This window comes from Streptococcus intermedius SK54 = ATCC 27335 (assembly GCF_000413475.1).
GTDB classification, from domain to species: domain Bacteria; phylum Bacillota; class Bacilli; order Lactobacillales; family Streptococcaceae; genus Streptococcus; species Streptococcus intermedius.
Genome location: NZ_ATFK01000005.1, coordinates 68,129 through 79,887, shown reverse-complemented (window position 1 = coordinate 79,887; position 11,759 = coordinate 68,129). Strand labels below are relative to the sequence as shown.

Genomic DNA, 11,759 nt, shown 5'->3' with positions numbered 1-11,759 from the left:
TTAAAAACCAAATTTAGATTTAAAATCATCCCAATAACCGATAGATACATCTGGCAAGAGTTGGAATTTTACTTTATAACCAGCTTTTTGAATAGCTTCAAGTGCTTCGGCTTCCTCTTGTGTAATGGATTGGTTGTTACCTAATTTAGTAGCACCTGGACGGTCATTAGCTGGACCAACAATAATTTCTTTGATATCACTAGGAACAAAGCCTTGGTCAACTAATATTTCTTTCATATCAATTGGATTTTTAGCAATCAAGAAATAACGACTGTCAGAATCCAAGACTTTTTGTGATTTTTCTTTAAATGCTTCTTTTGTCCAAACGAATGTTTTTTTATCAGAAGCTGCTTTATAGGCTTGTTTCAAAACTGCATTTCCTGCTGCAGCATTATTGACCGCAACTAAACCGTCACAAGGATATTCTTTTGCCCAACGGGTTACCGTTTGACCGTGAATCATACGGTCATCAATCCGTACAAATGAAATAGTCATGATAAGTCTCCTTTTTTTCTTTCTTAAATATCGTCTTCATCCTCTTCGTCGCTATTAGCAACAATTTCAAATTCTTGTAGTGCCGCAGAAGCTTCTGAAAGAATAGCCTTAACCAGTTCTTTCCCTTCCAACATATCTTTCATTACTAAGCCCGTGAGCCCCATTGTCAAATTAAGACCACCAAGTACGACTGCGGTGCTTAACTTATCGAGTTCTGCTAAAACATTGCAAGCTGTTGTCAAAGGGCTTCCTCCGACAATATCTGCTAATACCAAAACCGTATCTTCTACACTAAGACCGGATAATGCTTGCCGAAAATCAAGAGCAAAATCATCAACAGACTTGCCTTCTTTTAATCCTACTGCAATGACTTGATCTGTCTTATCACCAGCAAACATCTTCAAAGAGCTTTGTACACCTTCTGCTAGCCCACCATGACTGACTAGTACCAGATATTTCATGTTCTTTCCTCCTTCATTTCCTGTCTTTATTTTACTAAAGCTGGAATCGGTTTCATATTGTCAAATGTCACTTTGTGGAGATGACATTTGTTAGTTAAAATATGACATTTGTCATCTAGATTTTCAAAAATAAAAAAATAGCCAACTTTGAGCTAAACTGCGCCCCAAAAGTTAGATTTTTGCGTCTAACTTTTGGGGCGCAGTTCAATACTCACTTAGCTATTTTCTTTTTAATACTGTTAAACTTCTATTTGCCTGTTTCTTCCATTTCTCTTTGAATACTTGGCAAGCGGCTGTCGATTTCATTGTTCTTGAGAGCATTTTCAAGTAAGTGATCAATGCGTTCCAGAGAGTGATAATCCACCTCTCGACTAATATCTAAGACAGAATGTTTCATCATATGATCCAATCTTTGAGAAGTCAGTGAATTCAGGCCAAAATCATCTGCTTGTAAAATCTTTTTCGTCTGACTGCTTTTAACAACTGATAACAAGACTGATGTCCCCTGCGACTTTTCAAATAATTCCTGCTGATTTTTTTGATTTTGACCCAATAACTTCATAAATTCCCAAGCTAATTTATCCTGTTTCGTCTTTGAAGACATGGCCAAAAGAGACGTCTTCACTTGTGTTGCAGGAATACCTGATTTAGCAGCTGGCATGGGAATACAAGTCCAAGAAAATCTAGAATACTTCGCTACATGATAAGGATAAGGTTTATAAGTCCGATATTGCGCCAAACTCATAGGATAAAAAGCCACCTTGCCTTCATCAAAATCATTTGATGTTACCTTATACCGTTGATTTAATGAAGTTAATTTGCTGATAAAAGATAATGCTTGATGCATTTCTGCGCTATCGACATTCATTCCACTTTTATTTCTCAAATGACCATTGTAAGCTACCAAAGCTTGTTTCCAAGTATAATCCGTAATACCATATTGATCAATCAAACCGTCGCCATTTGTGTCTTTTGTGACTTTTTGACAAATAGCATACAAGTCTTCTAATGTCCAATTCGAATCAGGAATTGAAATGCCTTCTTTTTCCAGCAGATCTTTATTAACACACATCATAACAGGATTGCTTTCAATCGGTAAAGCATAGCTATGCCCTTGATATAGTCCTGCTTGGTAAGAAACCGGATAGTAAGCTGCAACGTCTTTTTTACTGAGCAAAGAATCTAAGGATTTGAAGGCACCAGAAGCCGCTAACATCGAAAAATCATTTTCAGGAACCATAAACACATCTGGCTGTTCACCTTTTAAAATTTTTTCAGCTAGCCAGCCATCATAATCTTTCTTAGGAATGCCACTCTCATAGACCACTCTAACTTGCGGATGTGACTTTTCAAATTGTCGAATAACATTGTCTAATATTCTATTTTCACGGCTATTTGGGACATCCCAGCTACTACCAGCATAAACTCCGATTCGCAAAATTTTCTTCTGAGTAGATGTCCATAAAACAAAGCCCAGAGCCACTAGAAGAAGGCTTGAGATTAAAATTACCAGATATCGAAATCGCCACTTCATTTGTCATTGTCCTTATTAAAATCACGCTGGGTAACGCCTGTCTGCACAGCCCATATTGCTAATTGCGTGCGGTCACGTAAGTTTAGCTTTGATAAAATGCCGGATAAATAATTCCGTATAGTCCCTTCAGATAAGAACAACTTCGCTGCAATTTCCTTGTTTGAAACTCCAAAACCAATTTGTTGAATAATCTTCCACTCAGTCTGACTCATATCTTCTACATTTTCTTCTGCAACAGAAATAACAAAATTGGATTGGGCCATTTGCGAAAAGATTTTAAATACTTTGGTAGCAATGTTCGGATTAATCATAGCTCCGCCTTTGTAAACTGTTTGGATAGCTTGGTATAATTCTTCAGTAGAGACTCCTTTTAAAATATAGCCAGAAGCACCATATTTTAAAGCAGAAAAAATGAAATCATCGTCATCAAAAGTTGTTAGAATAATAATTTTGATATCTGGATAGTGTTCTTTGACTGCCTTTGTACAGAGAACACCGTCCATAACAGGCATTCGAATGTCCATCAAAATCACATCAGGGTGTACATAATGCAGTTTGTCAAGCACTTCTTTGCCATCTCCGACTGTTCCCACTACTTCAATATCTGGATGTGCTGATAAAACAATCTGTAAAGACTCACGAATCAAGGCCTGATCATCTGCAATTAAAACTTTAATCATTCTTTCCTCCTATTTTCGGAATTTCAATATAGGTATAAAAGCCATTACGATTTTCAAAATGGACACTACCACCAATGATCGCTAGACGTTCCTGCATTTGCTTTAGACCATAACCATAGTGAAGCTCGTCAAAACCAACTCCGTCATCTTGTATAGTCATGATATAATTCTCTTCTTCTAACAACTCAATCCAAACCGTTTTGGCATGCCCATGCCGTACCGAATTGGTAATGGACTCTTGAATCACCCGAAAGACAATATCTTCTTTTGCAACATCCAAATCAATCGTATCCCATTCGTAGCGAAAATGGGTTTCCAAATTAGAAATGGCTTCATATTCTCGAATAATTTTGAGCAACGCTTCCTTTAAGCTATTATTTTCTAAAGCACCCGGCCGCATTTTATTGAGTGAACCTCGCACATCACGGATGCCATCTCGTACAACTACAGAAACATTTTGCAATTGTTCTTTCGCACGGTCTTTATCAATATCCACTAATACTTTAACCGCATCAATCCCAGCTGAAATTCCGGTCAAAGCATGTCCTAAAGTATCATGAATTTCTCTTGCAATCCTCTTTCTTTCACGATCTTCAGCAATTTTCTCAGATAAGGCTAAATAACTATTCAGCTCGCGATTCGCTTGTGCCGCCATCTGCAATTCTTCTTCAATATGGTGTTTCTCTGTCATTGCAGATAAAATATAAAACAACAAAGAAATCATAAAGACAACTAGATTCAGTGAAAAAAGAAAGTTTTTCCCAAAAAGAAGCGCCATACGAATAGACTCTGGACAAAAGCGAATATAAGTATCTAATGAAGGTAATTTAACAAAAAGCGACATCAAGTCATAGTTAGACAAGAGCAAGATACTAAAACTTAAAATAATAAAGGAAAACCAGTATTTTCGATCTTTTGAGGTATTAAATTCCTTAGAGCCGTAAAAAATATCGGCAAAAACCAAAAGAATCAGACCATTGTAAGAAGAGTGCAGAACAGAAAAGATGACTAACATCAACAAAATTTCAATAATCGTCACTTTATCATAAACGGATAGCTGGTTTGGATGTTTCTCACGATAATAAAAGACCAATAATAAGCAAGCATAAAAAGCAATCGCCATCCAAAAGCTAAAACTGGGCGATCCCGGAATAGCATCTAAACGTCCTAGCAGTGAATGAGCATAACCTTTGGCCACCACGTAATTTGTAGCAAAGAGATAAATAGAGGCATTATAAACAATGGCAATAAAATTGATAATCATTAAAGAAATTTTGCTATAAAAAATACTTTTATTTCGTCTCATTATTGCCACCCTGTAATGGTATATTGACCGATATTATCTTTATTGACCAACTGAACGGGAATGAGATACTCCTTTTTATAGGATTGATGATTCATCATGCGCTCAATCACTTCCATCACCTTTCTACCCATTTGAAGTGGAGACTGGGCAACTGTCCCTTGAATATCATTGGTATTGGCTAAGAAGTTCTTAATATCAGGCGATCCATCCACACCATAGATAGTAATCTTCTTCGTCACACCTTGATCTTTTATGGCTGCAAGCGCACCAATAGCAGCACGATCATTTAAGGACATCACAACATTAAATTGTATTCCTTCATCTAGCGCCTTTTTTACTTGAGGCATACTTTCTTCTGTTTGCCCTAATGTTTCTCGTTCAGATACTACCTGATAAGTAGAGTGTCCCTTAATTGTATCTAAAAAACCTTGGATTCGATCCATAGCAGACACGGCGTTATGGTGTTCCAACAGCAAAATATTCGCACTTGCCAATCGTTTCATCATGTCTTTAGCTATCAACACACCAGCTTGATAATTATCTGACACAATGGTGGTATCAACTTTAGCATCTTTGCTAATAGGAGCATCCACGACAATAATCTTTATTCCCGCTTTTCTGGCCTTATTTAAAGAAGTCAGAATCTGTGGACTGTCACTCTTAACTGGATTTATAACAATAACATCTACTTTTTCTTGAATAAAATAATCAATTTGTTGACTTTGCTTTCCTTCGTCTAATTCTGGATCTCGGACATAAAGCCGGCTTCCCTGTTGATTAGTCTTTTTCTCGATTTCAGCATTCAAAGTTTTATAAAAATCATTATTCATCGTCATATAAGTCGCACCTATTTTGACTTGTCTACTGTCTGATGAATTTCCTTTTACATAAAGGAAAACTAAACTAGCCAACACAAGGAAAAATAATGAAAATAATAGACAGTTGCGATAATAATGCCATTGGTTTTTCCCTTCACCTGTTCCCATTTTTCCTCCTTATTAGCACCGATCTGAAATAGAAAACTCTGTTTCATCTAGGTTTATTATATTATATTTATACAAAAAAGGAAAATTCCACCTAAGAAAAATGAAACTAAAAAAGCATAAAAATAGACTATTTCCCCATCTACATGGTTCATTAATTATAGTATGTAAATACCATAAAAAAAGAGGCTGGATTTTGATCCAGTCCTCTTATTGTTCTTAAAACGGTAATTCTTCTTCTTCCAAAACCAAATCTGCTAAATCTGCGCCTGTATTATTTTCACGAAGCGCTCGTTGGGCACGACTTTCTAATAGCTGGAAGCCATTGCAAAGCACTTCCGTTACATAATGTGTCACACCGTCTTTCTCATAGCGGCGGGTACGAAGTTCTCCATCAAGAGATATTAAACTTCCTTTTGTTGCATAACTTGTTAAGGTTTCAGCTAACTTTCCCCAAACAACGACATTTACAAAATCTGCTTCTCGTTCGCCATTTTGCCCTTTATAGCGACGGTTGATGGCAAGTGTTGCACGTACCACAGATTTATCATTAGCTGTTTTATTTACCTCTGGTGTATTAACCAAGCGACCAATTAAAATTACTTTATTATACATTTTCTTTTCCTCCTAACTATTTATTCGTAAGCGAAAAGAAAAAATCGTGAAAATTCACGATTAATTTATACTTATCCTTGCCAATGTTTGATTGGATCAAAAGCTGTTCCTACTGCTTCTGAACTTGCTAATTCAATAACTCCACGTTTTTGCGGAGCATTTGGCAATTGTAACTCACGAGGGCTACACATCATACCACAACTTTCTACTCCACGCAGTTTACCAGGAAAAATCAAATTTCCTTTTGGCATCATAGCACCTGGAAGAGCTACAATCGTCTTCAGACCTACTTTCACATTAGGTGCTCCTGCTACGATTTGAACTTTTTTATCTGCAGCTACTTTTACTTGACAAATATTGAGATGATCACTATCTGGATGAGCTACCATTTCAACGATTTCACCCACTACAAATTTGGGCTCAAGGTCATTAACCAATTTTTGTTCAAAGCCTGCTTGGCTCAATTCTTGATTAAGAATTGCAATTTCTTTGTCTGTTAATAAAACTTGACCACGTTCGGTGATATCAATAAGACTAGAAACCTGAAAAATATTCCAAGCGACTGTTTCTGCACTATCCAAACGATAAACACGTGCCACGTTGCCCATGCGTTCAACAGCTAATTTAGCATCTTGGCAGTCTGCGACAATCACCATCAATACGTCACCAACATACTCTTTATTATATGTAAAAATCATTGTTCCCCCTATATTTTTAGTTGAACTGAGCTAAAAATTCATTGATTTGCATTTTTGTTTTTCGGTCTTGATTCACAAAACGACCAATTTCTTGCCCATTTTCCAGTACAATCAAGCTGGGGATTCCATAAACATCCCACTTTTTAGCAACTTCCATATAATCATCACGATTAACCTCAACAAAGGTAAAATCAAGATTTTCTGCCTCAATCTCAGGCAGAAATGGTTTAATAAAGCGACAATCTCCGCACCATTCAGCTGTAAAAAAGAAAACAGTTTTTCCTTCATGATGGACTAACGCAGCTAATTCTTCAACAGTTTCCGGAATAATCATTTCTCTTCCTCATAAATCAATTCACCATTTTCATACACAAATGAAATATGGCGATCATCTTCATATACTACACCACCAACCAATCGGTGTTCGTCTGACTTGTATAATTGCACATACAATGTGGCAATCGGACCCCATTCAGACAAACTTTCCCGAATTTCAGCGACTAAGCGTTCACGTTGCTCAGCTTCTTTTCGTTCATCCAATGTTTTTTTAGTAGCATAAGCTGCAATCCCTACTCCTGCAAGTGCAGCTGTTGTTAATAAAATTTTTTTAGCTTTCATGACAATATTTTAACACAAAAGAGAAATTGGGACAAATCGAAACACTATTGTTTTTTATCTTTGAACGCTACCCAACTATGATAGAAAATGATAAAATAAGAATAGAAAGAAGGTTAATGATGTCAGAATTATTTTCAAAAATCAAAGAAGTCACAGAAATTGCTGCTATTTCAGGACACGAAGCACCTGTTCGCAAGTATTTGCGTGAAAAAATCACTCCCCACGTAGATGAAGTTATAACAGACGGCTTAGGGGGTATTTTTGGAGTGAAGCATTCAAAAGCTACTGATGCACCGCGTGTCTTGATAGCTGCGCATATGGATGAAGTTGGCTTCATGGTAAGTGAAATCAAACCCGATGGAACTTTTCGCGTGGTGCAAATCGGTGGCTGGAATCCCCTCGTGGTTAGCAGTCAACGTTTTAAATTATTTACTTGTACAGGTGACGAAATCCCTGTCATTTCAGGTTCCGTTCCGCCACATTTAACACGTGGAACAGGTGGCCCAAGTCTGCCAAGGATTGAAGATATTGTCTTTGACGGGGGGTTTGCTGACAAAGCAGAAGCCGAAAGTTACGGCATTCGGCCAGGAGATACACTTGTGCCAGATAGCTCTGCTATTCTCACCGCCAACAGCAAAAATATTATTTCTAAAGCTTGGGATAATCGTTACGGTGTTCTCATGGTGAGTGAACTAGTTCAAGCTCTGGCTGGACAAAAACTTGACAATGAACTCTATGTTGGGGCAAACGTCCAAGAAGAAGTTGGCTTACGTGGGGCTCATGTTTCAACGACTAAATTCGACCCAGAAGTTTTCCTTGCGGTGGACTGTTCTCCAGCTGGTGACATTTATGGCGATCAAGGTGCCATCGGAGAAGGAACGTTAATTCGTTTCTTCGATCCAGGACATCTTATGTTACCAAATATGAAAGATTTCCTTTTAACAACAGCAGAAGAAGCAGGTATCAAGTATCAATACTACTGTGGCAAAGGCGGAACCGATGCCGGCGCAGCTCATTTGAAAAACGGCGGTGTTCCTTCTACAACAATTGGTGTCTGTGCGCGCTACATTCATTCCCATCAAACTCTTTATGCTATAGATGATTTCCTCCAAGCCCAAGCTTTCTTACAAGCTCTTGTTAAGAAATTAGATCGCTCAACTGTTGATTTGATCCAAGGTTATTAATATTTTGTGAAAATCACGCTCAACTTTCACCAGTACGAGCAAAGATATGTATAACATAAGTATTCAAGTTCGTGACGATCTTTCCCCCAGTTGCGGACGTTTTTATTGCGCATATAGCCCTGAACTTTCCTCTACCAAACTTCATATTCTGTAGTTGTTTGTCAATTTTAAGATACAAAAAATACCTCTAAGCCTAATATATTTATATTCATAAAATAAGTTAGGTTATAAATTTACATTTGAAAAAGCTGCGGATATTAACCATCCCAGCTTTTTTGCTTTCATCTTTTTTATTTATTACTTAATCCCATTAACTTACGTAATTCAGGGATTTGTTGTAATTGTGGAACAATGAGCATCGTCGCAACAACTCGTAAAGGAATTTCAAAAACAGACCATGCCCGAGTAGCATATAAACCGACAAAGGGCACACCATATTGTAAATGGAGTGCTAAGGGTGTTAAGGTGAATGTACCCACTCCCATAACAGCAACAGTTGCTAGTGTAACCCATAGCCAATCTCTCTTCCGCTTAAATCGCAGTTCTTTGCCATAAAAGAAATAACCATAAAGAATTCCTTGCAAGGCTTCAATCAATGTAAACCAGATAATAAATGGATGACCTTGATTTACAAAGAAAAAAGATACAACATCATAAACAGCAGAAATCAGGCCAGATAAAATAGGTCCCGCAACACTTCCCATCAAGGTATACCCAATAAAAGCTGGGCTCACTTTCCATAAACGAGGGATGAGAAAGATTGAAAACTTCTCTAAGACAAAACAGAGAGCCACAATCATAGCAAGGGCAACTAACAGTTGCACTGTCAACGTTGGTGATTTTTTTTTCATATTCGCTCCTTTTCTTTTGGGAGCCGTCAAAAAGACAGCGGATGCAATGGTCTACCGCACAAATGTTTCGTTGTATGGCAACATCCCATCCATACACACTTAACGCAGACCACTTACTCTGTTGCAAATAAATTGCTCTTTCATTCTATCACATTTCAACTATTTAGAAAACCTCTTTTTACTAGTCATTCAGTAGATATTTTCTCACTTCTGCAAGGAAATAGAGAGAGCCTGTGATGAGCAACAACTTGTTCTTTTCAGACTTGGCCGTTTTATATTGTTTCAAATAAGGCATCCACTCTGTATACGCTAACTTTTCACGTTTTGCTAAATCTTGCATCTCCTCTTTTGAAAAACTCCTTGAATCTTCAAATACGGTGAGCACTAACTGAGATTTAGCCACCGTTTTTAACAACGTAACCATTTCCCCTAATGCCTTAGTTTGAATGCAAGTAAATAAGATATTTTTTTGATAATCTGGAAAATGGCTTTCTAGAGACGCAATCAGTGCTTTCATTGCATGAGGATTGTGCGCACCATCCAATACAATTAACGGTTCACTTGACAGTTTCTCTAAGCGAGCAGGCCAACACGTTTGTTTCAATGCCCGCCTTACCTCATCTTTCTTTAACAACGACAAACCTTTTAAGGTGCAATATTGATCGCACAATTCAAGTGCCAGTCCCGCATTCTCAACTTGATGAACACCCAAAAGAGCACTTTGATAGCCTTCTTTCAGCCTATATGCATTTGAAAACAGGAATTCTTCTCCCTCTTCCGAACTTTGTACAGGCTCCACCTGATAGCCTTGCCCATAACAGACATGAGGAGACTGAACTTGTTGAGCCTTATTGTGAATAACGGCCAGTGGTTCGGAAGCAATCTTTCCTGTTACCAACGGAACACCTTGCTTAATAATCCCTGCTTTCTGTTCCGCAATATCTGCTAATGTAGCGCCTAAAATAGCTGTGTGATCAAGCCCGATTGTCGTAATAGCTGTCAAATCCGGTTGACACACATTGGTGCTGTCCAATAAACCACCTAGCCCTACTTCCATTATGCCCACATCTACCTGATTCTGGAAGAAATACTCATAAGCCAATGCCGTGATGATTTCAAATTCTGTTATGGCTTGTAAGAGTTGATCAGTAAAATGATTTTCTATGACCTGTTGGTAAGTTTGCAACAAAGAATGAAAATCTTCATCTGAAATAGGTACGCCATTGATAGCAATTTGCTCGTTGTAACAAAGAAGAGAAGGCGATGTAAAGGTTCCAACACGTAACTTCTTTGCTTGCAATAGCTGCCGCAAATGCGCAATTGTTGAGCCTTTCCCATTAGTACCTGCAACATGAATAACCGATACTAGTAAATGCGGATTGCCTCGTAAGCTCAAAAGTCGTCTCACTCGTTCTAAGCCCAATTGAGGCTCTTTTGTTTGGTGCTGCTGCAACCATTCTAACTGTTGTTCTTCTTTTTGTTCCATTGTCGTTTTCACCCATTCCATAATGCTCTCATTTTACCACAGAAGTGGATTTTCTACAAAAACAGACTAATATGAGTATGTTCTTGTACGCCTTTTTGCCTAGAATTATTGTAGAAAATAAGACGCTAGCTCTAATATTCTACCGCCTCATCATTTTTAACCCACGAAAATCATTGATATACTTAGTGAATGGCAAAAAAATTACCAAAAAAAGAGTAAGAAAAAAAGAGAAAAACTATTGCGCACTAAATGACTGAAAATGGAAAATTCCAAACGAAGAAGTGACTTGGGAATAAAGAGTGAAAGCAAACATCCTAAGCCCGTATAAATGATAAAACAAGTTAAGCCTGCTGGATTTCGTAAAAGGATAAACAATAAACTCCCTATCACAAAACTCGTTCGTGCTTGACCTTTTGAAACTAAAAAATGAATAATAGATGACCGCACCTCAGGCACGAGAGCTACTATATCAACACCTAGTAAGAAAAGGGACGAGTGGACAAACAGGCTCAGGAGTAATTGTTGACCTTCTGACGCTACTACCATCCCCTCCAATATCATCAGATAAGCTCCTATGGCATTGATAAATACCATCATGAGATAGGATAATCGCAGTAGGGACCAGTAATGAGCCGTTAAGAGCTCTGCTTTAAAATCTGTTAATTCTCTGGAAAAATAGCGAAAATAAAGCAAGCCACAAAAAAATAGAATGAACAAAAATACAAAACTTGACTGCTGAAATGATAACGTTTTGGGAAAAGGTATCGTCAACAATACCAACACAATTTGTATCAGAACAATCAGCAAACTCATTTGAAGAATATTTTTTATGTTTCTCATTTTAACTC

General features: G+C 37.6%; 14 protein-coding genes and 1 riboswitch. Of the genes, 1 reads left to right on the top strand and 13 read right to left on the bottom strand.

Annotation, left to right across the window (positions count from 1 at the left end):
- The 10 genes from HMPREF1654_RS07065 to HMPREF1654_RS07020 all read right to left on the bottom strand — a co-directional run bounded on the left by HMPREF1654_RS07065 (position 1) and on the right by HMPREF1654_RS07020 (position 7,390).
- Entirely contained in the window at positions 1-495 is a 495-nt protein-coding gene (locus HMPREF1654_RS07065) for a PTS sugar transporter subunit IIB (RefSeq protein WP_003074092.1), read from the bottom strand.
- A gap of 23 nt (positions 496-518) precedes the next feature.
- Positions 519-956: a PTS sugar transporter subunit IIA gene (locus tag HMPREF1654_RS07060; protein ID WP_003075885.1), complete on the bottom strand. Its 438-nt coding sequence runs from the start codon at positions 954-956 to the stop codon at positions 519-521.
- Positions 957-1,203: 247 nt separating this feature from the next.
- Entirely contained in the window at positions 1,204-2,490 is a 1,287-nt protein-coding gene (locus HMPREF1654_RS07055) for an ABC transporter substrate-binding protein (protein ID WP_003075758.1), read from the bottom strand.
- The gene (locus HMPREF1654_RS07050) at positions 2,487-3,170 is read right to left on the bottom strand and encodes a response regulator transcription factor (RefSeq protein ID WP_003076096.1); all 684 of its coding nucleotides are present in this window, start codon (positions 3,168-3,170) and stop codon (positions 2,487-2,489) included. The genes HMPREF1654_RS07055 and HMPREF1654_RS07050 overlap by 4 nt, the downstream gene beginning before the upstream one ends.
- Complete coding sequence (locus tag HMPREF1654_RS07045; RefSeq protein ID WP_003075992.1) at positions 3,163-4,476, bottom strand: sensor histidine kinase; 1,314 nt, start codon at positions 4,474-4,476, stop codon at positions 3,163-3,165. The genes HMPREF1654_RS07050 and HMPREF1654_RS07045 overlap by 8 nt, the downstream gene beginning before the upstream one ends.
- Positions 4,476-5,462 carry a sugar ABC transporter substrate-binding protein gene (locus tag HMPREF1654_RS07040; RefSeq protein WP_003075756.1) on the bottom strand — a complete coding sequence of 329 codons (987 nt, stop codon included), beginning with the start codon at positions 5,460-5,462 and terminating at the stop codon, positions 4,476-4,478. The genes HMPREF1654_RS07045 and HMPREF1654_RS07040 overlap by 1 nt, the downstream gene beginning before the upstream one ends.
- 216 nt (positions 5,463-5,678) lie before the next feature.
- The gene (locus HMPREF1654_RS07035; protein ID WP_003075951.1) at positions 5,679-6,074 is read right to left on the bottom strand and encodes a single-stranded DNA-binding protein; all 396 of its coding nucleotides are present in this window, start codon (positions 6,072-6,074) and stop codon (positions 5,679-5,681) included.
- 71 nt (positions 6,075-6,145) lie between these two features.
- Positions 6,146-6,772 carry a YtpR family tRNA-binding protein gene (gene ytpR / locus HMPREF1654_RS07030; protein WP_003076063.1) on the bottom strand — a complete coding sequence of 209 codons (627 nt, stop codon included), beginning with the start codon at positions 6,770-6,772 and terminating at the stop codon, positions 6,146-6,148.
- 16 nt (positions 6,773-6,788) lie between these two features.
- Positions 6,789-7,106, bottom strand: coding sequence for a thioredoxin family protein (locus HMPREF1654_RS07025; protein ID WP_003074074.1), 318 nt, complete (start codon positions 7,104-7,106; stop codon positions 6,789-6,791).
- Positions 7,103-7,390 (bottom strand): DUF4651 domain-containing protein, encoded by a 288-nt coding sequence (locus tag HMPREF1654_RS07020; protein ID WP_003074072.1) that lies wholly within the window; start codon positions 7,388-7,390, stop codon positions 7,103-7,105. The genes HMPREF1654_RS07025 and HMPREF1654_RS07020 overlap by 4 nt, the downstream gene beginning before the upstream one ends.
- Positions 7,391-7,509: 119 nt before the next feature.
- Between HMPREF1654_RS07020 and pepA the strand changes: the two genes are divergently transcribed.
- Positions 7,510-8,574 (top strand): glutamyl aminopeptidase, encoded by a 1,065-nt coding sequence (gene pepA / locus HMPREF1654_RS07015; RefSeq protein WP_016670409.1) that lies wholly within the window; start codon positions 7,510-7,512, stop codon positions 8,572-8,574.
- A 290-nt stretch (positions 8,575-8,864) separates the two neighbouring features.
- Here the strand turns inward: pepA and HMPREF1654_RS07010 are convergent, their stop codons facing one another.
- The 3 genes from HMPREF1654_RS07010 to HMPREF1654_RS07000 form a co-directional block, all read right to left on the bottom strand.
- A complete protein-coding gene (locus tag HMPREF1654_RS07010) occupies positions 8,865-9,425 on the bottom strand; it encodes a folate family ECF transporter S component (RefSeq protein WP_003075897.1) in 561 nt (186 codons plus the stop codon).
- Positions 9,426-9,458: 33 nt separating this feature from the next.
- Positions 9,459-9,548: riboswitch (THF riboswitch) on the bottom strand.
- Positions 9,549-9,606: 58 nt separating this feature from the next.
- The gene (locus HMPREF1654_RS07005; protein ID WP_037589417.1) at positions 9,607-10,911 is read right to left on the bottom strand and encodes a bifunctional folylpolyglutamate synthase/dihydrofolate synthase; all 1,305 of its coding nucleotides are present in this window, start codon (positions 10,909-10,911) and stop codon (positions 9,607-9,609) included.
- Between the two features lie 201 nt (positions 10,912-11,112).
- Entirely contained in the window at positions 11,113-11,751 is a 639-nt protein-coding gene (locus tag HMPREF1654_RS07000; protein WP_003075800.1) for a hypothetical protein, read from the bottom strand.
- Positions 11,752-11,759 lie beyond the last annotated feature (8 nt).

Excerpts from the sequence above, each read along its gene's own strand:
- HMPREF1654_RS07065 (WP_003074092.1), bottom strand. The coding sequence starts at position 495 with ATGACTATTTCATTTGTACGGATTGATGACCGTATGATTCACGGTCAA.
- HMPREF1654_RS07060 (WP_003075885.1), bottom strand. The coding sequence starts at position 956 with ATGAAATATCTGGTACTAGTCAGTCATGGTGGGCTAGCAGAAGGTGTA.
- HMPREF1654_RS07055 (WP_003075758.1), bottom strand. The coding sequence starts at position 2,490 with ATGAAGTGGCGATTTCGATATCTGGTAATTTTAATCTCAAGCCTTCTT.
- HMPREF1654_RS07050 (WP_003076096.1), bottom strand. The coding sequence starts at position 3,170 with ATGATTAAAGTTTTAATTGCAGATGATCAGGCCTTGATTCGTGAGTCT.
- HMPREF1654_RS07045 (WP_003075992.1), bottom strand. The coding sequence starts at position 4,476 with ATGAGACGAAATAAAAGTATTTTTTATAGCAAAATTTCTTTAATGATT.
- HMPREF1654_RS07040 (WP_003075756.1), bottom strand. The coding sequence starts at position 5,462 with ATGGGAACAGGTGAAGGGAAAAACCAATGGCATTATTATCGCAACTGT.
- HMPREF1654_RS07035 (WP_003075951.1), bottom strand. The coding sequence starts at position 6,074 with ATGTATAATAAAGTAATTTTAATTGGTCGCTTGGTTAATACACCAGAG.
- ytpR (WP_003076063.1), bottom strand. The coding sequence starts at position 6,772 with ATGATTTTTACATATAATAAAGAGTATGTTGGTGACGTATTGATGGTG.
- HMPREF1654_RS07025 (WP_003074074.1), bottom strand. The coding sequence starts at position 7,106 with ATGATTATTCCGGAAACTGTTGAAGAATTAGCTGCGTTAGTCCATCAT.
- HMPREF1654_RS07020 (WP_003074072.1), bottom strand. The coding sequence starts at position 7,390 with ATGAAAGCTAAAAAAATTTTATTAACAACAGCTGCACTTGCAGGAGTA.
- pepA (WP_016670409.1), top strand. The coding sequence starts at position 7,510 with ATGTCAGAATTATTTTCAAAAATCAAAGAAGTCACAGAAATTGCTGCT.
- HMPREF1654_RS07010 (WP_003075897.1), bottom strand. The coding sequence starts at position 9,425 with ATGAAAAAAAAATCACCAACGTTGACAGTGCAACTGTTAGTTGCCCTT.
- HMPREF1654_RS07005 (WP_037589417.1), bottom strand. The coding sequence starts at position 10,911 with ATGGAACAAAAAGAAGAACAACAGTTAGAATGGTTGCAGCAGCACCAA.
- HMPREF1654_RS07000 (WP_003075800.1), bottom strand. The coding sequence starts at position 11,751 with ATGAGAAACATAAAAAATATTCTTCAAATGAGTTTGCTGATTGTTCTG.